31 protein-coding genes are annotated in these 19084 nt (G+C 63.3%); all 31 read right to left on the bottom strand.

Translation table 11 applies throughout. The features are described 5' to 3' along the window. Window positions 1–141: 141 nt before the first annotated feature. The 31 genes from rplQ to H7H34_RS13950 all read right to left on the bottom strand — a co-directional run bounded on the left by rplQ (window position 142) and on the right by H7H34_RS13950 (window position 19041). Window positions 142–567, bottom strand: coding sequence for a 50S ribosomal protein L17 (rplQ, locus tag H7H34_RS13800; RefSeq protein ID WP_185925535.1), 426 nt, complete (start codon window positions 565–567; stop codon window positions 142–144). A 78-nt stretch (window positions 568–645) separates the two neighbouring features. Beyond that, a complete protein-coding gene (locus H7H34_RS13805; protein ID WP_067216465.1) occupies window positions 646–1668 on the bottom strand; it encodes a DNA-directed RNA polymerase subunit alpha in 1023 nt (340 codons plus the stop codon). Between the two features lie 79 nt (window positions 1669–1747). Next, on the bottom strand, window positions 1748–2137 hold the full coding sequence (gene rpsK / locus H7H34_RS13810; protein ID WP_067216467.1) for a 30S ribosomal protein S11: 390 nt from the start codon (window positions 2135–2137) through the stop codon (window positions 1748–1750). Window positions 2138–2208: 71 nt separating this feature from the next. Continuing rightward, window positions 2209–2577, bottom strand: coding sequence for a 30S ribosomal protein S13 (gene rpsM / locus H7H34_RS13815; protein ID WP_067216470.1), 369 nt, complete (start codon window positions 2575–2577; stop codon window positions 2209–2211). Between the two features lie 158 nt (window positions 2578–2735). Further along, a complete protein-coding gene (locus H7H34_RS13820) occupies window positions 2736–3332 on the bottom strand; it encodes an adenylate kinase (protein WP_185925536.1) in 597 nt (198 codons plus the stop codon). Beyond that, on the bottom strand, window positions 3329–4663 hold the full coding sequence (gene secY, locus H7H34_RS13825) for a preprotein translocase subunit SecY (RefSeq protein WP_120267420.1): 1335 nt from the start codon (window positions 4661–4663) through the stop codon (window positions 3329–3331). Before secY ends, H7H34_RS13820 begins: the two co-directional genes overlap by 4 nt. Before the next feature lie 49 nt (window positions 4664–4712). Beyond that, window positions 4713–5183: a 50S ribosomal protein L15 gene (rplO, locus tag H7H34_RS13830; RefSeq protein WP_120267419.1), complete on the bottom strand. Its 471-nt coding sequence runs from the start codon at window positions 5181–5183 to the stop codon at window positions 4713–4715. A gap of 20 nt (window positions 5184–5203) precedes the next feature. After that, window positions 5204–5395, bottom strand: a complete 192-nt coding sequence (rpmD, locus tag H7H34_RS13835; protein WP_067216479.1) for a 50S ribosomal protein L30 — start codon at window positions 5393–5395, stop codon at window positions 5204–5206. Window positions 5396–5437: 42 nt separating this feature from the next. Beyond that, the gene (gene rpsE / locus H7H34_RS13840) at window positions 5438–6010 is read right to left on the bottom strand and encodes a 30S ribosomal protein S5 (RefSeq protein WP_067216481.1); all 573 of its coding nucleotides are present in this window, start codon (window positions 6008–6010) and stop codon (window positions 5438–5440) included. 40 nt (window positions 6011–6050) lie between these two features. Continuing rightward, window positions 6051–6413: a 50S ribosomal protein L18 gene (gene rplR, locus H7H34_RS13845; RefSeq protein WP_185925537.1), complete on the bottom strand. Its 363-nt coding sequence runs from the start codon at window positions 6411–6413 to the stop codon at window positions 6051–6053. Window positions 6414–6424: 11 nt separating this feature from the next. Then, the gene (gene rplF, locus H7H34_RS13850) at window positions 6425–6958 is read right to left on the bottom strand and encodes a 50S ribosomal protein L6 (RefSeq protein WP_120267417.1); all 534 of its coding nucleotides are present in this window, start codon (window positions 6956–6958) and stop codon (window positions 6425–6427) included. A 44-nt stretch (window positions 6959–7002) separates the two neighbouring features. Then, window positions 7003–7401: a 30S ribosomal protein S8 gene (gene rpsH, locus H7H34_RS13855; RefSeq protein ID WP_067216487.1), complete on the bottom strand. Its 399-nt coding sequence runs from the start codon at window positions 7399–7401 to the stop codon at window positions 7003–7005. A 12-nt stretch (window positions 7402–7413) separates the two neighbouring features. Further along, window positions 7414–7719, bottom strand: a complete 306-nt coding sequence (gene rpsN, locus H7H34_RS13860; RefSeq protein WP_120267416.1) for a 30S ribosomal protein S14 — start codon at window positions 7717–7719, stop codon at window positions 7414–7416. Between the two features lie 23 nt (window positions 7720–7742). Next, window positions 7743–8300: a 50S ribosomal protein L5 gene (rplE, locus tag H7H34_RS13865; RefSeq protein ID WP_120267415.1), complete on the bottom strand. Its 558-nt coding sequence runs from the start codon at window positions 8298–8300 to the stop codon at window positions 7743–7745. Continuing rightward, entirely contained in the window at window positions 8293–8610 is a 318-nt protein-coding gene (rplX, locus tag H7H34_RS13870; protein ID WP_067216494.1) for a 50S ribosomal protein L24, read from the bottom strand. Before rplX ends, rplE begins: the two co-directional genes overlap by 8 nt. Then, a complete protein-coding gene (rplN, locus tag H7H34_RS13875; RefSeq protein ID WP_067216497.1) occupies window positions 8610–8978 on the bottom strand; it encodes a 50S ribosomal protein L14 in 369 nt (122 codons plus the stop codon). Before rplN ends, rplX begins: the two co-directional genes overlap by 1 nt. Window positions 8979–9034: 56 nt before the next feature. After that, complete coding sequence (gene rpsQ, locus H7H34_RS13880; RefSeq protein ID WP_067216498.1) at window positions 9035–9277, bottom strand: 30S ribosomal protein S17; 243 nt, start codon at window positions 9275–9277, stop codon at window positions 9035–9037. 10 nt (window positions 9278–9287) lie between these two features. Continuing rightward, window positions 9288–9488: a 50S ribosomal protein L29 gene (rpmC, locus tag H7H34_RS13885; RefSeq protein WP_067216501.1), complete on the bottom strand. Its 201-nt coding sequence runs from the start codon at window positions 9486–9488 to the stop codon at window positions 9288–9290. Between the two features lie 23 nt (window positions 9489–9511). Further along, complete coding sequence (rplP, locus tag H7H34_RS13890; protein WP_067216503.1) at window positions 9512–9925, bottom strand: 50S ribosomal protein L16; 414 nt, start codon at window positions 9923–9925, stop codon at window positions 9512–9514. 45 nt (window positions 9926–9970) lie between these two features. After that, window positions 9971–10693 (bottom strand): 30S ribosomal protein S3, encoded by a 723-nt coding sequence (gene rpsC / locus H7H34_RS13895; RefSeq protein ID WP_067216505.1) that lies wholly within the window; start codon window positions 10691–10693, stop codon window positions 9971–9973. Further along, window positions 10693–11073 (bottom strand): 50S ribosomal protein L22, encoded by a 381-nt coding sequence (gene rplV / locus H7H34_RS13900; protein WP_067216508.1) that lies wholly within the window; start codon window positions 11071–11073, stop codon window positions 10693–10695. The genes rpsC and rplV overlap by 1 nt, the downstream gene beginning before the upstream one ends. Window positions 11074–11075: 2 nt before the next feature. Then, entirely contained in the window at window positions 11076–11354 is a 279-nt protein-coding gene (rpsS, locus tag H7H34_RS13905) for a 30S ribosomal protein S19 (protein WP_120267414.1), read from the bottom strand. 12 nt (window positions 11355–11366) lie between these two features. After that, entirely contained in the window at window positions 11367–12200 is an 834-nt protein-coding gene (gene rplB / locus H7H34_RS13910; RefSeq protein ID WP_120267413.1) for a 50S ribosomal protein L2, read from the bottom strand. A 16-nt stretch (window positions 12201–12216) separates the two neighbouring features. Then, entirely contained in the window at window positions 12217–12510 is a 294-nt protein-coding gene (locus H7H34_RS13915; RefSeq protein WP_067216514.1) for a 50S ribosomal protein L23, read from the bottom strand. Beyond that, complete coding sequence (gene rplD, locus H7H34_RS13920) at window positions 12507–13127, bottom strand: 50S ribosomal protein L4 (protein ID WP_067216517.1); 621 nt, start codon at window positions 13125–13127, stop codon at window positions 12507–12509. The genes H7H34_RS13915 and rplD overlap by 4 nt, the downstream gene beginning before the upstream one ends. Beyond that, window positions 13127–13837, bottom strand: coding sequence for a 50S ribosomal protein L3 (rplC, locus tag H7H34_RS13925; RefSeq protein ID WP_067216520.1), 711 nt, complete (start codon window positions 13835–13837; stop codon window positions 13127–13129). The genes rplD and rplC overlap by 1 nt, the downstream gene beginning before the upstream one ends. A 23-nt stretch (window positions 13838–13860) precedes the next feature. Continuing rightward, window positions 13861–14169 (bottom strand): 30S ribosomal protein S10, encoded by a 309-nt coding sequence (gene rpsJ / locus H7H34_RS13930; RefSeq protein WP_067216522.1) that lies wholly within the window; start codon window positions 14167–14169, stop codon window positions 13861–13863. A 53-nt stretch (window positions 14170–14222) separates the two neighbouring features. Next, window positions 14223–15398: an elongation factor Tu gene (gene tuf / locus H7H34_RS13935; RefSeq protein ID WP_120267404.1), complete on the bottom strand. Its 1176-nt coding sequence runs from the start codon at window positions 15396–15398 to the stop codon at window positions 14223–14225. A gap of 49 nt (window positions 15399–15447) precedes the next feature. After that, window positions 15448–17523, bottom strand: coding sequence for an elongation factor G (gene fusA / locus H7H34_RS13940; RefSeq protein ID WP_120267412.1), 2076 nt, complete (start codon window positions 17521–17523; stop codon window positions 15448–15450). 23 nt (window positions 17524–17546) lie between these two features. Then, a complete protein-coding gene (rpsG, locus tag H7H34_RS13945) occupies window positions 17547–18017 on the bottom strand; it encodes a 30S ribosomal protein S7 (RefSeq protein WP_120267411.1) in 471 nt (156 codons plus the stop codon). 724 nt (window positions 18018–18741) lie between these two features. Next, window positions 18742–19041 carry a regulator gene (locus tag H7H34_RS13950; protein WP_120267410.1) on the bottom strand — a complete coding sequence of 100 codons (300 nt, stop codon included), beginning with the start codon at window positions 19039–19041 and terminating at the stop codon, window positions 18742–18744. Window positions 19042–19084: the final 43 nt, after the last annotated feature.

The raw sequence follows: 19084 nt of genomic DNA on the forward strand, positions 1-19084 counted from the left end.
AACCTCACCGATTTGCGGCGCCGGGCATGGCCGGAACGACTCATGCCCCGCCTTTGGACAGTCGAGCCAAACCTAACAAAAAAGGCGACCCGAAGGCCGCCTTTCCGTGTGCGAATGCGAACGCGAGGTTCGCCCGCAAGATCAAGCCGCAGCTTCGGCGCTCTCGGCAGCCTCGTTGCGCGCCCGGTCGACCGCACCCTTGGCGTCGACGTCGCGATCGACGAACTCGATCACGGCCATCGGGGCGTTGTCGCCGTAGCGGAACCCGGCCTTGAGGACGCGGGTGTAGCCGCCGTTGCGGCCCTTGTAGCGCTCGGCAAGCGTGTCGAACAGCTTGCGAACGAGGGCAACGTCGCGGATCTGCGCGATCGCCTGACGGCGGGCATGCAGGTCACCACGCTTGCCGAGAGTGACGAGCTTTTCCACGATCGGCCGCAGTTCCTTGGCCTTCGGGAGGGTCGTCACGATCTGCTCATGCTCAATCAGCGAAGCGGACATGTTGGCAAACATCGCCTTGCGATGGCTGGATGTCCGGTTGAGCTTGCGGCCGCGATTGCCGTGGCGCATGGCTCTCTCCTTTTTCTCTGGCGGTCACGTCTCTTGCGTGCCGCCGCCTGTCCCTTGGAAGACCGCGCTTTCGCGCGATCAGTACTGATGATCCTCGTAGCGCTTGGCGAGCTCGTCGATGTTCTCCGGCGGCCAGTTGGCCACTTCCATGCCGAGATGGAGACCCATCTGGGCGAGAACTTCCTTGATCTCGTTGAGCGACTTGCGGCCGAAGTTCGGGGTGCGCAGCATCTCCGCCTCGGTCTTCTGAATGAGATCGCCAATATACACGATATTGTCGTTCTTCAGACAGTTGGCCGAACGCACCGACAGCTCCAGCTCGTCGACCTTCTTCAGAAGCGCCGGGTTGAACGCGAGCTCGGGGACGGTGTCCTCCTTCACTTCGCGACGCGGCTCTTCGAAGTTGACGAAGATCGAAAGCTGGTCCTGCAGGATACGCGCCGCGAATGCGACGGAATCTTCCGGAGAAACCGAACCGTCGGTCTCCACGTTCAGGGTCAGCTTGTCGTAGTCGAGAACCTGGCCCTCACGGGTGTTCTCGACCTTGTAGGAGACCTTCTTGACCGGGGAGTAGAGGCTGTCGACCGGGATGAGCCCGATCGGAGCATCTTCCGGACGGTTGCGCTCCGCCGGCACGTAGCCCTTGCCGGTGTTGACCGTGAACTCCATGCGGATCTCCGCGCCCTCGTCGAGGGTGCAGAGAACGAGATCGGGGTTGAGAACCTCGATGTCGCCGACCGTCTGGATGTCGCCAGCCGTCACCACGCCCGGACCCTGCTTGCGCACGACCATGCGCTTGGGGCCCTCGCCCTGCATGCGCAGCGCGATTTCCTTGATGTTCAGGACGATGTCGGTGACATCTTCCCGCACGCCCGGAATGGACGAGAACTCGTGCAGAACGCCGTCGATCTGCACCGCAGTCACTGCCGCGCCCTGGAGCGAGGACAGAAGCACGCGGCGCAGGGCATTGCCCAGCGTCAGACCAAAGCCACGCTCAAGCGGCTCGGCGACGACCGTACCGACGACACGCGGGTCGTGGCCGGGCTTCACCTCGAGCTTGTTCGGCTTGATCAGTTCCTGCCAGTTTTTGTGAATGCTCAATTCTTATCCTCCGGCTGTCCCGCCGACCTCGAGGGCCGGCCATGCTGTGCCATGGGAATGAACGGTATGCGGCTGAGCGTCAGACGCGGCGGCGCTTGCGCGGACGGCACCCGTTGTGCGGGATCGGCGTCACGTCGCGAATCGAGGTCACCATGAAGCCGGCGGCCTGCAGGGCGCGCAGAGCGGACTCACGGCCCGAACCGGGACCGCGAACCTCGACCTCGAGGGTGCGCATGCCGTGCTCGGCAGCCTTGCGGGCAGCGTCCTCGGCCGCGACCTGAGCCGCATACGGGGTCGACTTGCGCGAGCCCTTGAAGCCCATCGCACCGGCGGACGACCAGGAGATCGCGTTGCCCTGTGCGTCGGTGATGGTGATCATCGTGTTGTTGAACGTGGAGTTCACATGCGCCACGCCGGAGGAAATATTCTTTCGCTCGCGGCGGCGGACGCGCGTGGTGTCTTTAGCCATGTCTTTGTCCTTTGGTCGATCTCGTCACCGCCGTAACTCGGCGGCTCCACCGGGCCTGATTGCCAGTGAGATTACTTCTTCTTGCCGGCAATCGGCTTCGCCGGACCCTTGCGGGTGCGGGCGTTCGTATGGGTACGCTGGCCGCGCACCGGAAGGCCGCGACGATGGCGCAGGCCGCGGTAGCAGCCCAGGTCCATCAGACGCTTGATGTTCATGGCCGTCTCACGACGCAGGTCGCCCTCGACGATGTAGTCGCGGTCGATGGTCTCGCGGATCGCGAGCACTTCGGCGTCGGACAGCTCGTTGACGCGGCGCTCGGGAGCGATGTTCACCTTCTCGATGATCTCCGCCGCGAACTTCGCGCCAATGCCGTGAATGTACTGAAGCGCGATGACGACGCGCTTGTTTGTCGGGATATTTACACCTGCGATACGGGCCACTGCCGTCTCCATGTTAATGGCGCGACCTCGGGGTGAGGAGCGCGCCGGGTTGTCCCCGCGTCCGGTGGAGCCCGGCCCCTGCGGAGGAAAGCGCAAACGCACCCGCGCCGCGCGCTTTGCGCGGCCCGGGTGCAGGCGTTTTGCTGGAGCCGCGAGCCTTAGCCCGCAGCCGCCACCGCGTCAAGCGCGGAATCGATCTGTGCCGAGACCCCGTCGATCGGCTGCATGCCGTCGATCCCGACCAGCTGTCCGCGGTTGCGGTAGTAGGGAGCCACGACCGCGGTATCGCGGTTATAGGCCTCAAGGCGCTGCTTGAAGACTTCCGGATCGTCGTCCTTGCGGACCGGCTGTCCGGCAGCCTTGGCATCGGCGGCGCGCTTGATGATGCGGTCGACGAGGATCGACTGATCGACCTCCAGTTCCAGCACCATGTCGAGCTTCAGGCCCTTGCTCGCCAGCATGTGGTCGAGCGCTTCGGCCTGGGCAACGGTCCGCGGGAAGCCGTCGAGGATGAACCCCTTCTGGGCGTCCGCTTCCTCGATCCGGTCGGCGACGATGCCGATGACGATCTCGTCGGACACGAGCCCGCCGGCATCCATCACCGCTTTGGCCTTCAGTCCGACCGGCGTGCCGGCCGCAACGGCGGCGCGCAGCATATCACCGGTGGAGAGCTGCGGGATTCCGTACTTCTCGACCAGCCGAGCGGCCTGCGTTCCCTTGCCGGCGCCCGGCGGTCCGAGAAAAATCAACCTCATCTACGCTTCCCCCTGAGTTTCGCCTTCTTGACAAGGCCTTCGTACTGATGCGCAAGCAGGTGCCCCTGGATCTGGGAAACCGTATCCATGGTCACGCTGACGATGATCAGCAGCGAGGTGCCTCCGAAGTAGAACGGAACGCCGGTCGCGGAAATGAGGAATTCGGGTAATAGACAGACCAGGACGATATAGATGGCACCGACCACCGTGATGCGGGTCAGCACATAGTCGATGTACTGGGCGGTGCGCTCGCCCGGACGCAGGCCCGGAATGAAGCCGCCATGCTTCTTCAGGTTGTCGGCGGTGTCCGACGGATTGAACACGATCGCCGTGTAGAAGAAGCAGAAGAACACGATCAGGGCCGCGTAGAGCAGCATGTAGAGCGGCTGGCCGTGGCCAAGCAGCGCGGTCACCGTCGTCAGCCAGCTGCTCTCGTCGCCGGTCGTGCCGAGGCCCGACAGGGTGGCCGGAACCAGCAGCAGAGAAGAGGCGAAGATCGGCGGAATGACGCCGGCGGTGTTGAGCTTCAGCGGCAGGAACGAGGTGTTGCCCTCGACCATGCGATTGCCGACGTTGCGCTTCGGATACTGGATCCGCAGCCGGCGCTGCGCACGCTCCATGAACACGATCAGGGCGATCACAACGATCGACAGTGCGATGATGCCGATGATGATCGGGGTAGCGAGCGCGCCCTGGCGGCCGAGCTCCAGCGTCGAGGCGACCGCGGACGGCAGGCCCGCGACGATGCCGGCGAAGATTATCAGCGAGATGCCGTTGCCGATGCCGCGGGCGGTGATCTGCTCGCCCAGCCACATCAGGAACATGGTGCCGCCGACCAGCGTGATCACCGCGGAAATGCGGAAGAACCAGCCCGGATCGACCACCACATTGGCGGCGCTCTCGAGGCCGATGGCGATGCCGTAGGCCTGGAAGGTCGCCAGAACCACCGTGCCGTAGCGGGTGTACTGGTTGATGACCTTGCGGCCCTGCTCGCCTTCCTTCTTCAGCTGCTCCAGCGAGGGAACAACCGAGGTCAGCAGCTGGATGATGATCGACGCCGAGATGTAGGGCATGATTCCGAGGGCCAGGATCGCCATGCGCTCCACGGCACCGCCGGAAAACATGTTGAACAGCCCGACGATGCCCTGCTGCGCCTGGCCAAAGGCCTGCGCGAAGGCATCCGGATTGATCCCGGGCAGCGGCACGTAAGTGCCGAACCGATACACAAGAAGCGCACCCAGTGTGAACCAGATACGCTTCTTCAATTCCTCGGCTTTGGCGAAAGCTGAAAAGTTCAGATTAGCCGCTAGCTGTTCGGCAGCAGATGCCATTCCGGGCTCCGGTCAATTCTCGAGCAATCTGACGTGGGAAAACCCAGGCTTATTCAGCCTGGGCTCCGATAATCGTGACCTTGCCACCGGCCTTCTCGACCGCGGCAAGCGCGTTCTTGGAGGCACCGGCGACCTCGAAGGTCACACCCGCCTTCAGCTCACCATCGGAGAGCAGGCGGACACCGTCCTTGACGCGGCGGATGACGCCAGCGGCCTTGAGGGCCTCTGCAGTCACCGTCTGGGAAGCATCGAGCTTGCCAGCATCGATCGCAATCTGGACACGGCCAAGCGAGACCGCGTTGAACGACTTTGCGAAGATGTTGGTGAAGCCGCGCTTCGGCAGGCGACGATGCAGCGGCATCTGGCCGCCCTCGAAGCCCTTGATCGCGACGCCCGAGCGGGACTTCTGACCCTTGACACCACGGCCACCGGTCTTGCCCTTGCCCGAACCAATGCCACGGCCGACGCGCATGCGCTCCTTGGTGGCACCCGGATTGTCCCGGAGTTCATTCAGTTTCATCGTATGTCTCCCCGCATCCCTTACGCGTCTTCGACGACGCGCACGAGGTGCTGAACCTTCCGGATCATGCCACGCACTTCCGGGGTATCCTTCAGCGTCGAGCGGCGGTGCATCTTATTCAGACCGAGACCGACGAGCGTTGCCCGCTGGTCCTTCGGGCGCCGAATCGGGCTACCCACCTGCTCGACCGTGACGGTCTTTTCGTTCGCCATGGAACCAAGCCTTTCTCAAGCTGGGGTCGGCAACTGCCGGGTTCAAGCCTCGGCGGCCGGAACGCTGTCGTCGATGTCGCGGCGACGCGACTGGATCTGCGAAACCTTGAGGCCGCGGCGGGCAGCAACCGAACGCGGGCTGTCCTCCTGCTTGAGGGCCTCGAAGGTGGCGCGCACCATGTTGTAGGGGTTCGCCGAACCGAGCGACTTCGCCACCACGTCCTGGACGCCGAGCGTCTCGAACACGGCGCGCATCGGGCCGCCGGCGATGATGCCGGTACCGGCCGGAGCCGCACGCAGCACGACCTTGCCGGCGCCATGACGGCCGTTGACGTCGTGGTGCAGGGTCCGACCCTCGCGCAGAGCGACGCGGATCATCGAGCGCTTGGCAGCCTCGGTCGCCTTGCGGATCGCCTCAGGCACCTCACGCGCCTTGCCGTGACCAAAGCCGACGCGGCCCTTCTGGTCGCCGACCACGACGAGTGCGGCAAATCCGAAGCGGCGTCCGCCCTTCACGACCTTGGCGACGCGATTGATGTGGACGAGCTTGTCGACAAACTCGCTGTCGCGCTCGGCGCGATCGCCACCGCGCTCCCGTGTATCCTGTCTCGCCATAATATTCGCTTCCGTTTGTCTGTGAGCGTCTTGACGACGATCAGAATTCCAGTCCGCCCTCGCGCGCGGCGTCGGCCAGAGCCTTCACGCGCCCGTGGTACATGTAGCCGCCACGGTCGAACACGACCTTGGTGACACCGGCAGCCTTGGCGCGCTCTGCGATGAGCTTGCCGACCTCGGCCGCAGCCGAGATGTTGCCGCCGGTCTTCAGCGAGCCACGAAGATCCTTCTCGACCGTCGAGGCGGATGCCAGGGTGTGACCCTGCACATCGTCGATGATCTGAGCATAGATCTGCTTGGACGAACGGTGAACCGACAGACGCGGACGGCCGTTCAGAACCTTCTTGATCGAACGACGGACGCGGTCGCGGCGGCGTTCGAAGCCATTGTTTGTCTTCGCCATGATCCGGTCCGTTACTTCTTCTTGCCTTCCTTACGGACGATGTATTCGCCCGCATAGCGGATGCCCTTGCCCTTGTAGGGCTCCGGCGGCCGGTACTTGCGGATTTCCGCAGCAACCTGACCAACGCGCTGCTTGTCGATGCCGGTGATGACGATTTCCGTCGGCTTCGGGCAAGCGGCCTCGATACCCTCGGGCATCGAATAGACCACGTCATGGGAGAAACCGAGCGCGAGCTGCAGGTTCTTGCCCTGCACCTGTGCGCGGTAACCGACGCCAGTGATCTCAAGCTTCTTCTCGAAGCCCTTGCTGACGCCCGTCACCAGGTTCTCGACCATCGTGCGGGACATGCCCCACATGGCGCGGGCAGGCTTGCTGTCCTCACGCATCTTGATCGAGATACCGTCGTCGTTCATTTCGGCCAGAACGAGGCTGTTGAGCACGAAGGACATCTGTCCCTTCGGGCCCTTAACCTCAACCGTCTGACCGTTGATCGTTGCCGTTACCCCGCTAGGCACGGGGACTGGCTTCTTGCCAATTCGAGACATATGACCAACCTGTCTAGTTCAACTTCCTGGCGGGGACCGCCGCATCAGAAGATGCGGCAGAGAACCTCGCCACCCACGTTCTGCTCACGGGCATCATGATCTGCCATCACACCACGCGGCGTGGACAGGATCGAGACACCCAGGCCGTTTGCGACGCGCGGGATATTCTTCACCGAAGAGTACACCCGCCGACCCGGCTTCGAGACGCGCTCGATAGAGCGAATCACCGGCTCGCCGTCAAAATACTTCAGCTCGATCTCGAGCTCGGACTTGCCGCCCTCGTACTCGACCATCGAGTAGCCGCGGATATACCCTTCCGCGACCAAAACGTCGAGCACATGTTCGCGCAACTTCGAAGCCGGCGTCGAGACCTTGCTCTTGCGCCGCATCTGGGCATTGCGGATCCGGGTGAGCATATCGCCCAAGGGATCAGAAATCGCCATCGGACCGTCTCCTTACCAGCTCGACTTCACGAGGCCCGGGACCAAGCCCTTGGAGCCCAGCTCGCGAAGCGCAACGCGCGACATCTTCAGCTTGCGGTAGTAACCGCGCGGACGACCGGTGACTTCGCACCGGTTGCGCACGCGAATCTCCGCCGAGTTGCGCGGCAGCTTGGCGAGCTTGAGGCGCGCTGCGTAGCGCTCCTCCAGCGAAAGGCTCTCGTCCTTCGCCGCCGCCTTCAGTTCCGCACGCTTTTCGGCGTACTTCTTAACGAGCCGCTCGCGCCGCTTGTTCTTCTCGATCGCGCTCTTCTTCGCCATCGTCTGTCCTCGTTCTTTCCCGTTTACTTACGGAACGGGAAGTTGAACGCGCGCAGAAGCTCGCGCGCCTCGTCATCATTATCCGCGGACGTGCACACGATCACGTCAAGGCCCCAGATCTGGTCGACCTTGTCGTAATTGATCTCCGGGAACACGATGTGCTCCTTGATGCCCATGGCATAGTTGCCACGCCCGTCGAAGCTCTTCGCGTTCAGGCCGCGGAAGTCACGAACGCGCGGAAGCGCGATGGTGATCAGGCGGTCCAGGAACTCGTACATGCGCTCGCCACGCAGCGTGACCTTGGCGCCGAGCGGCATGCCCTCACGCACCTTGAAGGTGGCGATGGACTTGCGGGCACGGGTGATCACCGGCTTCTGACCGGCGATCATGGCCAGGTCCTCAGCGGCGATCTTCGCCTTCTTGCTGTCCGCCACAGCCTCGCCGACGCCCATGTTGAGAACGATCTTCTCGAGCGACGGGATCTGCATCGGGTTCTTGTAGTTGAACTTCTCCTGCAGGGCCGGACGGATCTTTTCAAGATATTCCGTCTTCAGCCGCGGAGCGGTCTTGGTCTCAGCCATCGATCAGATCCCCCGAACGCTTGGCCACGCGCACCTTGGTGCCGTCTTCCTTGATCTGGAACCCGACACGCGTCGGCTTGCCATCCTTGGGGTCGGCAAGCGCCAGGTTCGATACGTGAACCGGCAGCTCCTTCGAAACGATGCCACCTTCCGACTGGGCGGTCTGGCGCTGGTGGCGACGAACCACATTCACGCCACGCACCACAGCCTTGTTCTCGTCCGGCAGCATGCGGACGATTTCACCGGTCTTGCCCTTGTCACGACCGGTAAGCACGACGACAGTGTCGCCCTTCTTGATCTTGGCGGCCATTACAAAACCTCCGGCGCGAGCGAGATCACCTTCATGTGGTTCTTCGCACGCAGTTCACGCGGAACCGGGCCGAAGATACGGGTCCCGATCGGTTCCTTGTTGTTGTTGACCAGCACGGCCGCATTGCGGTCGAACCGGATCACGGAGCCGTCGGGCCGGCGGATATCCTTCGCCGTGCGCACAACGACCGCTTTCATCACGTCGCCCTTTTTGACGCGGCCGCGCGGATTGGCCTCCTTGACGCTGACGACGATGATGTCGCCGACGCTGGCATATTTCCGCTTCGAGCCGCCGAGCACCTTGATGCACATGACACGACGGGCGCCGGAATTATCCGCCACGTCGAGGTTTGTTTGCATCTGAATCATGACTGGCCGCCTTATTCTTCTTTCACCGCGCCCGACACCGGACGCCGGAAGTCACGTCAGTCCGCGGTCGACCCTTCGACAACGGTCCAGGTTTTGGTCTTCGAGATCGGCGCGCACTCCTGGATGAGGACGGTGTCCCCCACCTTGTGCGCGTTGGTCTCGTCATGCGCCCGATACTTCTTCGAGCGACGAACGGTCTTCTTGTAGAGCGGATGCGTGAAGCGCCGCTCCACACGAACCGTCACCGTCTTTTCGTTGGCGTCGCTGACAACGACACCCTGCAGAACGCGTTTCGGCATTTCGATCTCCTTACGCGCTTGTCGCCACGCGCTTCTCGCGCATGATCGTCTGGATGCGGGCGATGTCGCGGCGCACCTGGCGAACCCGCGCCGTGTTCTCAAGCTGGCCGGTCGCCCGCTGGAAGCGCAGGTTGAACTGCTCCTTCTTCAGGCTCTCGAGCTCCGTTCCCAGCTCGTCCATGGTCTTTGCCCGAACGTCTGTCGCCTTCATGGCACTAGTCTCCTGGTCGCGCCTCAGTCGGCGATACGCTGGACGAAGCGGCACTTGATCGGCAGCTTGGCTGCCGCAAGGCGCATCGCCTCACGTGCCGTATCTTCCGGCACGCCGTCGATTTCGAACATGATCCGACCGGGCTTGACCTTGCAGGCCCAATAGTCCGGCGAACCCTTACCCTTACCCATACGGACTTCGGTCGGCTTCGACGAAACCGGCACGTCCGGGAAGATCCTGATCCAAACACGGCCCGCACGCTTCATGTGACGGGTCATGGCACGACGGGCCGCCTCGATCTGGCGCGCGGTCACCCGCTCCGGCTCGACGGCCTTCAGGCCGAAGGCGCCGAAGTTGAGATCCGTACCGCCCTTGGCGGTGCCGTGGATCCGGCCCTTGTGCTGCTTGCGGAACTTCGTTCGCTTCGGTTGCAGCATCTCTTCTCTCGCTCTTTGCTTCTGTCCAAGACCGACCGGGCGCCGTTAGGCAGCGCGGCCGCGCTCGCGCTCGCGGCGTCCGCCGCCCTGGTTCGTTCCGTCGCCCTCGACAGCGCGCCGCTCCGAGGCCATCGGATCATGCTCAAGGATTTCGCCCTTGAAGATCCAGACCTTGACGCCGCAGGTGCCGTAGGCGGTGTGCGCCGTGGACACGCCGTAGTCGATGTCCGCACGCAGCGTGTGCAGCGGCACGCGGCCCTCGCGGTACCACTCGGTACGCGCGATTTCCGCGCCGCCCAGACGGCCACCGCAGTTGATGCGGATGCCCTGGGCGCCCATGCGCATCGCCGACTGAACGGCGCGCTTCATGGCGCGGCGGAACGCCACGCGGCGCTCGAGCTGCTGTGCGATCGAGTCGGCCACCAGCTGGGCGTCGACCTCGGGCTTGCGCACTTCAACGATGTTGATGTGCACGTCCGAAGAGGTCATGTCGGAAAGCGCCTTGCGGAGCTTCTCGATGTCGGCGCCCTTCTTGCCGATGATCACGCCGGGACGGCCGGAATGGACCGTGACGCGGCACTTGCGGTGCGGGCGCTCGACGACGACCTTGGAAACGGCTGCCTGCTTCAGCGCCTTGAGGATGTACTCGCGGATGCGGAAATCCTCGTGCAGCAGCTTGCCGTACTCGCCCTTGTCCGCATACCAGCGCGAATCCCAGGTGCGGTTGATGCCAAGCCGCAGACCGATCGGATTTACTTTCTGTCCCATCAGGCAGTCTCCTCGACTTCGCGGACGACGATGGTCAGGTTCGAAAACGGCTTCTCGATCCGACCGACACGGCCACGAGCACGCGCCTGGAACCGCTTGATCACAAAAGCCTTGCCCACATGAGCCTCGGCGACGACAAGGCTGTCGACGTCGAGATCATGGTTGTTCTCGGCATTGGCGATCGCCGACATGAGCGTCTTCTTGACGTCGTCGGAGATCCGCTTGCGCGAGAAGGTGAGGTCGGCGAGAGCCTTCTCGACCTTCTGGCCGCGGATCGTTGCCGCGACGAGGTTGAGCTTGCGCGGGGAGACCCGCAGCATCCGGGCGACCGCCTTCGCCTCGTTATCGGCGAGCGCGCGCCCGCCCTTCGGCTTGCCCATCGTTACTTCCTCTTCGCCTTCTTGTCAGCGCCGTGGCCGTAATAGGTCCGGGTCGGCGAGAACTCGCCGAACTTGTGACCGATCATGTCCTCGGACACCATAACCGGAACGTGCTTCTGACCATTGTAGACGCCGAAGGTCAGACCGACGAACTGCGGCAGGATGGTCGAGCGCCGGCTCCACATCTTGATGACTTCGTTGCGACCCGAGGCGCGGACCTTTTCTGCCTTCTTCAGCAGAAAGCCGTCGACGAACGGGCCTTTCCAAACAGAACGTGCCATTCCAGGCCCCTCTTACTTCTTGCGCGCGTGGCGGCTGCGGACGATGAACTTGTCCGTGGCCTTGTTGCGACGCGTGCGCTTGCCCTTGGTCGGCTTGCCCCACGGCGTGACCGGATGACGGCCACCCGAGGTGCGACCCTCGCCACCACCGTGCGGGTGGTCGACCGGGTTCATCGCGACACCGCGGACATGCGGGCGACGACCCATCCAGCGCGACCGACCGGCCTTGCCGAGGTTGATGTTGCCATGGTCCTGGTTGGACACGGCGCCGATCGAGGCCATGCAGGTGCCGAGAATGCGGCGCTGCTCGCCAGACTGCAGGCGGACCGTGGTGTAACCCTGGTCACGGCCGACGATCTGGGCATACGCACCGGCGGAACGGGCCACCTGGCCGCCCTTGCCCGGCTTCAGCTCGACATTGTGCACGATCGTGCCGACCGGGATCGACGCCAGCGGCATCGCATTGCCCGGCTTCACGTCAACGAGCTTGCCCGAGACAACCTTGTCGCCAACGGCCAGGCGCTGCGGCGCCAGGATGTAGGCGAGCTCACCGTCCTCATACTTGATGAGAGCGATGAAGGCGGTCCGGTTCGGATCGTATTCGATCCGCTCGACGGTCGCGAACATGTCGGCCTTGGTACGCTTGAAGTCGATCAAGCGGTACCGACGCTTGTGGCCGCCACCACGGTTTGGCGACGTCGTACGGCCGAGATTGTTGCGGCCGCCCGTCTTCGACAGGCCTTCCGTCAGCGTCTTGACCGGCTTGCCCTTGTAAAGGGACGAGCGGTCGACCATCACCAGCTGGCGACGACCCGGCGACGTCGGATTAAAGGTCTTGAGTGCCATCTTTCCTTCTCCGCCCTCAGAGTCCGGTGGTGACGTCGATGGACTGGCCATCGGCAAGCGTCACGACCGCCTTCTTGACGTCGGACTGCTGGCCGAGACGACCGCGGAAGCGCTTCGCCTTGCCCTTGCGGACCAGGGTGTTCACTGCCGTGACCTTGACGCCGAAGAGCGCCTCAACCGCCGCCTTGATCTCGGGCTTGGTCGCCGTCGGGGAGACGTTGAACACGACCTTGTTCTGCTCCGAAGCGAAGGTCGCCTTCTCGGTGATCACCGGGGAAACGACCGTGTCGTAGTGCTTCAGGTTGGTCATTTGAACCGCTCCTCGAGAGCCGTCACCGCCGACTTGGTCAGCACCAGCTTCTCACGACGCAGGATGTCATAGACATTCAGGCCTTCGACGGGCAGCAGGTCGATCGCCGGGATGTTGCGCGAGGCGAGGCGGAAGTTCGCATCGATCTCGCTGCCGTCCACGACGAGCGCGTTGCTCAGGCCCAGGTTCGCCAGACGCGCGGCCAGAGCCTTGGTCTTGGCTTCCTCGGCGCTCGCCACGTCGACGATGATCAGGCCGTCGGCCTTGAACTTCGCCGAAAGGGCGTGACGCAGGCCGAGGGCGCGAACCTTCTTCGGCAGATCGTGAGCGTGGCTGCGCACGACCGGGCCGTGAGCCTTGCCACCACCGCGGAACTGCGGGGCCTTCTTGTTACCGTGACGCGCGCCGCCGGAACCCTTCTGGCGGACGAACTTCTTCGTCGAGCCGGAAACTTCCGAGCGCTGCTGCGCCTTGTGGGTACCGGCCTGGCGCTTGGCAAGCTGCCAGCGCACGACGCGGTGGATCAGGTCGGTGCGCGGATCGAGACCGAAGATCTCGTCCGACACCGTGATCGAACCGGCGGCGGCCCCGTCCAGGGTCTTCACCTCAAGTTCCATCACTCGCTCTCCTTCTCGACCGCAGCCTCGGCAGCGGAAGCACGGAACGCACCCGGCATCGGCACGCCATCCGGCAGGGCCTTCTTGACGGCATCGCGAACCACGATCCAGCCACCCTTCGACCCCGGGACAGCGCCCTGGATCATGATCAGGCCGCGCTCCGGATCGGTGCGGACGATCTTCAGGTTCTGCGTGGTCACCTGCTCGGCGCCCATGTGTCCGGCCATCTTCTTACCCTTGAAGACCTTGCCCGGATCCTGGCACTGACCGATCGAGCCATGCGAACGGTGCGAAATCGACACACCGTGCGAGGCGCGCAGGCCACCGAAGTTGTGACGCTTCATGGCACCGGCGAAGCCCTTACCGATCGAGGTGCCCGTGACGTCCACGAACTGACCCTCGACGAAGTGGTCGGCCGTGATCTCCGCACCCACCTCGATCACGTTCTCCGAGGAGACGCGGAACTCGGCAAGCTTGCGCTTCGGCTCGACGCTGGCAACGGCGAAATGTCCGCGCATGGCCTTCGACGTATTCTTCACCTTGGCCAGACCGGCGCCGACCTGCAGCGCGACATAGCCATTCTTCTCTTCCGTCCGGTGGGCAACAACCTGACAGTTTTCGAGCTTCAGCACCGTCACCGGCACATGCTCACCCGCATCGTTATAGATGCGAGTCATACCCACCTTCTGTGCGATCACTCCAGAACGCATCGGCGTGTCCCCTTGTGAGCGCCTTACAGCTTGATCTCGACGTCGACACCGGCCGCAAGGTCGAGCTTCATGAGCGCGTCCACGGTCTGCGGCGTCGGATCAACGATGTCGAGGAGGCGCTTGTGAGTGCGCATCTCGAACTGATCACGGCTTTTCTTGTCGATATGCGGACCACGAAGCACGGTGTACTTCTCGATCCGCGTGGGCAGCGGCACGGGGCCGCGCACTTGTGCACCGGTCCGTTTCGCCGTGTTGACGATCTCACGGGTCGACGCATCGAGAACCCGATGGTCGAACGCCTTGAGACGGATCCGAATGTTCTGACCGTTCATCTCTCAATCCCCGAGCGGGACGGCGGAACGGTTATCCCGTTCCGCCTTGTTGGTTACTTGATGATGGAGGCGACGACGCCGGCGCCGACGGTACGGCCGCCCTCGCGGATAGCGAAGCGCAGACCCTCTTCCATCGCGATCGGCACGATCAGCTCAACCTCGACCGACACGTTGTCGCCCGGCATCACCATCTCCGTGCCTTCCGGCAGCGTCACAACACCCGTCACGTCCGTCGTGCGGAAGTAGAACTGCGGACGGTAGTTGGTGAAGAACGGAGTGTGGCGACCACCCTCTTCCTTCGTCAGGATGTAGGCCTCGGCCTTGAACTTCGTGTGCGGCGTCACCGAACCCGGCTTGCAAAGAACCTGGCCGCGCTCCACGTCCTCACGGCCAACGCCGCGGATCAGAGCACCGATGTTGTCGCCGGCCTGGCCCTGGTCCAGAAGCTTGCGGAACATCTCGACGCCGGTAACCGTCGTCTTCTTGGTGTCGCGGATGCCGACGATCTCGACTTCCTCGCCGACCTTCACGATGCCGCGCTCAACGCGACCCGTCACGACCGTGCCGCGGCCCGAGATCGAGAACACGTCCTCGATCGGCATCAGGAACGGCATGTCAACCGGACGCTCCGGCGTCGGGATGTAGTCGTCGACCGCAGCCATCAGCTCGCGGATCTTCGTCTCGCCGATCGCCTCGTCGCGGCCCTCAAGGGCGGCAAGAGCCGAACCGGCAACGATCGGAATGTCGTCGCCCGGGAACTCGTAGGACGAAAGCAGCTCGCGCACTTCCATCTCGACCAGCTCGAGAAGTTCCGCGTCGTCCACCTGGTCGACCTTGTTCAGGAACACCACCAGAGCCGGAACGCCGACCTGACGGGCCAGAAGGATGTGCTCGCGGGTCTGCGGCATCGGGCCATCGGCCGCCGAGCAGACCAGGATCGCGCCGTCCATCTGCGCCGCACCCGTGATCATGTTCTTCACGTAGTCGGCGTGGCCCGGGCAGTCCACGTGCGCATAGTGACGGTTCTCGGTCTCGTACTCGACGTGCGCCGTCGAGATCGTGATACCGCGAGCACGCTCCTCGGGAGCCGCGTCGATCATGTCGTACGCCTTGAACTCGCCGAAGAACTTCGTGATCGCCGCCGTCAGCGTCGTCTTGCCATGGTCGACGTGGCCGATCGTGCCAATGTTCACGTGCGGCTTCGTCCGCTCAAACTTTGCTTTCGCCATCGGATTTCTCCGTACCTTCGTTATTCAGTTGATGTGGCGTTGACGGCAATCAGGCGTACTTGGCCTGAACTTCCTGCGCGACAGCCTGCGGAACCTGCTCGTAGTGGTCGAACACCATCGAGTACTGGGCACGTCCCTGCGACATCGAGCGCAGGTTGTTGACGTAACCGAACATGTTGGCCAGCGGCACCATGGCGTTCACCGCGGTGACGACACCGCGATTCTCGGTGCCGGTGATCTGGCCACGACGGGAGTTCAGATCGCCGATGACGTCGCCCATGTAGTCTTCAGGCGTAACCACCTCGACCTTCATGATCGGCTCGAGCAGCTTCGGAGCGGCCTTCTGAATGGCCTCACGGAAACCGGCACGGGCCGCGATCTCGAACGCCAGCACCGAGGAGTCGACGTCGTGGTAGGCACCGTCGATGAGGGTGGCCTTGATGTCGACCATCGGGAAGCCAGCCAGCGGGCCCGAGGACATGACGCTCTCGATACCCTTGGTGACGCCCGGGATGTACTCCTTCGGGACCGAACCACCCACGATCGTGCTCTGGAACGCGTAACCGGCACCCGGGTCGTTCGGCTCGATCACCAGCTTGATGCGGGCGAACTGGCCCGTACCGCCGGTCTGCTTCTTGTGGGTGTAGTCGACTTCCGCCTGACGGGTGATCGTTTCGCGGTAGGCAACCTGCGGCGCACCGATGTTCGCCTCGACCTTGAACTCGCGCTTCATGCGGTCGACGATGATGTCGAGATGAAGCTCGCCCATGCCGGCGATGATCGTCTGGCCGGACTCCTCGTCGGTCTTGACGCGGAAGGACGGATCCTCGGCAGCCAGACGGTTCAGGGCCAGGCCCATCTTCTCCTGGTCGCCCTTGGTCTTCGGCTCGACGGCGATCTCGATGACCGGATCCGGGAACTCCATGCGCTCCAGGATGACCGGCTTCAGCGGGTCGCAAAGCGTGTCGCCCGTCGTCGTGTCCTTCAGGCCGGCAATGGCAACGATGTCGCCAGCGTAAGCCACTTCGATGTCCTCACGCGAATTCGCGTGCATCTGCATCATGCGGCCGACGCGCTCCTTCTTCTCCTTCACGGTGTTCTGGAGAGACACGCCCTTGTTCAGGACGCCGGAGTAGATGCGGCAGAAGGTCAGCGAACCGACGAACGGGTCGTTGGCGATCTTGAAGGCCAGCATCGAAAGCGGCTCTTCGTCGCCCGACTTGCGGACGGTCTCGGTCTCGGTCTTGGGGTCGATACCCTTGATCGCCGGAACCTCGATCGGGCTCGGCAGGTAGTCGACGACGCCGTCGAGCAGGGGCTGCACACCCTTGTTCTTGAACGCCGAACCGCAGAACACCGGAACGAACTCGCTGTTGATGGTGCCCTTGCGGATGAGCGCCTTCAGGCCCTCGACCGTCGGCTCCTCGCCCTCGAGATAGGCCTCCATCGCGGCCTCGTCGGCCTCGACAGCGGTCTCGATCATCAGATCGCGGTATTCCTGAGCGCGGTCGACCAGGTCAGCCGGGATCTCGACCTCGTCCCAGGCAGCGCCGAGAGACTCGTCGCGCCAGATCAGGGCCTTCATCTTGATCAGATCGACAACGCCGGCGAAGTCGCTCTCGGCGCCGACCGGCAGCTGGGTAACCAGCGGCTTGGCACCAAGGCGCGTCTTGATCATCTCGACGCAGCGGTAGAAGTCCGCACCGAGCTTGTCCATCTTGTTGACGAAGATCATGCGCGGGACATGATACTTGTCGGCCTGGCGCCAGACGGTCTCGGTCTGCGGCTCGACGCCGGCATTGGCGTCCAGCAGAGCAACCGCACCGTCGAGCACGCGCAGGGAGCGCTCCACCTCAATGGTGAAGTCGACGTGACCCGGCGTGTCGATGATGTTCAGGCGCTTGTTGTTCCAGAACGCAGTGGTGGCAGCGGACGTGATCGTGATGCCACGCTCCTGCTCCTGCTCCATCCAGTCCATCGTGGCAGCGCCATCATGGACTTCGCCGATCTTGTGGCTCTTGCCGGTGTAGAAGAGAATCCGCTCGGTCGTCGTGGTCTTGCCCGCATCGATGTGGGCCATGATGCCGAAATTGCGGTAGTCTTCGATCTTGTGAGTGCGCGACATGATGTCAGCCTCTCCGGTCCGGATTACCAGCGATAGTGCGAGAACGCGCGGTTGGCTTCAGCCATCCGGTGCGTGTCTTCGCGCTTCTTGACGGCGGAACCGCGGTTGTTCGCGGCATCCAGCAGCTCGCCGGACAGACGATCGACCATCGTCGTCTCGTTGCGGTTGCGGGCAGCGGTGATCAGCCAGCGGATGGCCAGGGCCTGACGACGGTCCGCACGGACCTCGACCGGAACCTGATAGGTGGCACCACCCACGCGGCGGGACCGAACCTCGACCTGCGGCATGACGTTGTCGAGAGCGGCGTGAAACACCTCGACCGGGTTCTGACGAACCTTGCCCTCGATGATATCGAACGCGCCGTAGACGATCCGCTCGGCGGCCGACTTCTTACCATCGTACATGATCGAGTTCATGAACTTGGTGACGACGGTGTCCCCGAACTTCGGATCGGGAATGATTTCGCGCTTTTCAGCCTTGTGACGGCGTGACATGGCAGATCCTCAGACCTTGACTTTCCAAAGTGCCAACCCGGGGCTGGCCTTTTTGCGCTTTCAGGAACCGTTACCGGCCCCAACTCCGTTACGTTCCGCCTCAGGCGCAACGCGAATATCTCACCCGTCCGCTTGAACGAACGGAAAGGCGGGGCGGTCGCAACGCCAGAACCGAGGTTCTGACCCAGCAGATCCCGCAAAGCATGCGGAATCGCGCCTATTCCCGCGGATAACGGGAAAGGCGCCACCAATCGAGAGGACCACCCGGGAGCGGTCATACATACGATATTTTTTCGCCTCGTAATCCCAGCAGCGTTTAAGTCAGCCTGTGTCCAACGCTTGGCGCATCGAACGAAAAGCCGCTTACCGCCTGCTTTCGGGATGCGCGGAAACTACAGTTAGGCCGGCCCTGCGTCAAGTGCGGCGGGGAATTAATTCCCCTCACCGGCTCGGCAGCCTCCGCAACGCGCTTTTGGTCCCATGCGCGCCTTTTTGCGCAACATATGGAACGATGCAAGGCGTGTATCCGCAAGATTACGTCTTTACTGCGAGTAGAGCCTGGTGGCGGGCTGCTGGGAGCCCTGTCCGCGGCAAACCTTCCCGCCTCCAAGTCGCTCTCGCATTTACTCTTTATCAACCTGGACCCGCGCCCGGCGGAGAGATTCCCTCTCAGGATTCGGGGGAAGCGGCAGCACTGGGGGGCAAAACGATTCCCTGCCGTCGGTCAGCCCCGATAGGCGATGACCGCGACTTCGCCGGCGATCGCATCCTCATATGCCTGCTCGAAGGTCGGATCGTCCGGCTCTTCCAGGATCACGCCGATCTGGTCGAGGGACGCTTCGGCGAACCCCTCCCCCTTCAGCGCCTCGAGCGCCAGCCGCACGGCGCTGTCCTCGTCCGCTGCCCGCAGGAGGATGTTCACCGGGATCGCCGGCTCGGGCGTACCGATGTCCCCTTCCCGCGCATGACCGACGATGATGTAGACGGTCGGTGCATCCGCCTGGTCGCGATACTGTGGCGCCATCTCGCCTCTCCGTGAAACATGTGTCGCCGGCCCCCGTGCCGGA

Source organism: Stappia sp. 28M-7 (assembly GCF_014252955.1).
Classification (GTDB): domain Bacteria; phylum Pseudomonadota; class Alphaproteobacteria; order Rhizobiales; family Stappiaceae; genus Stappia.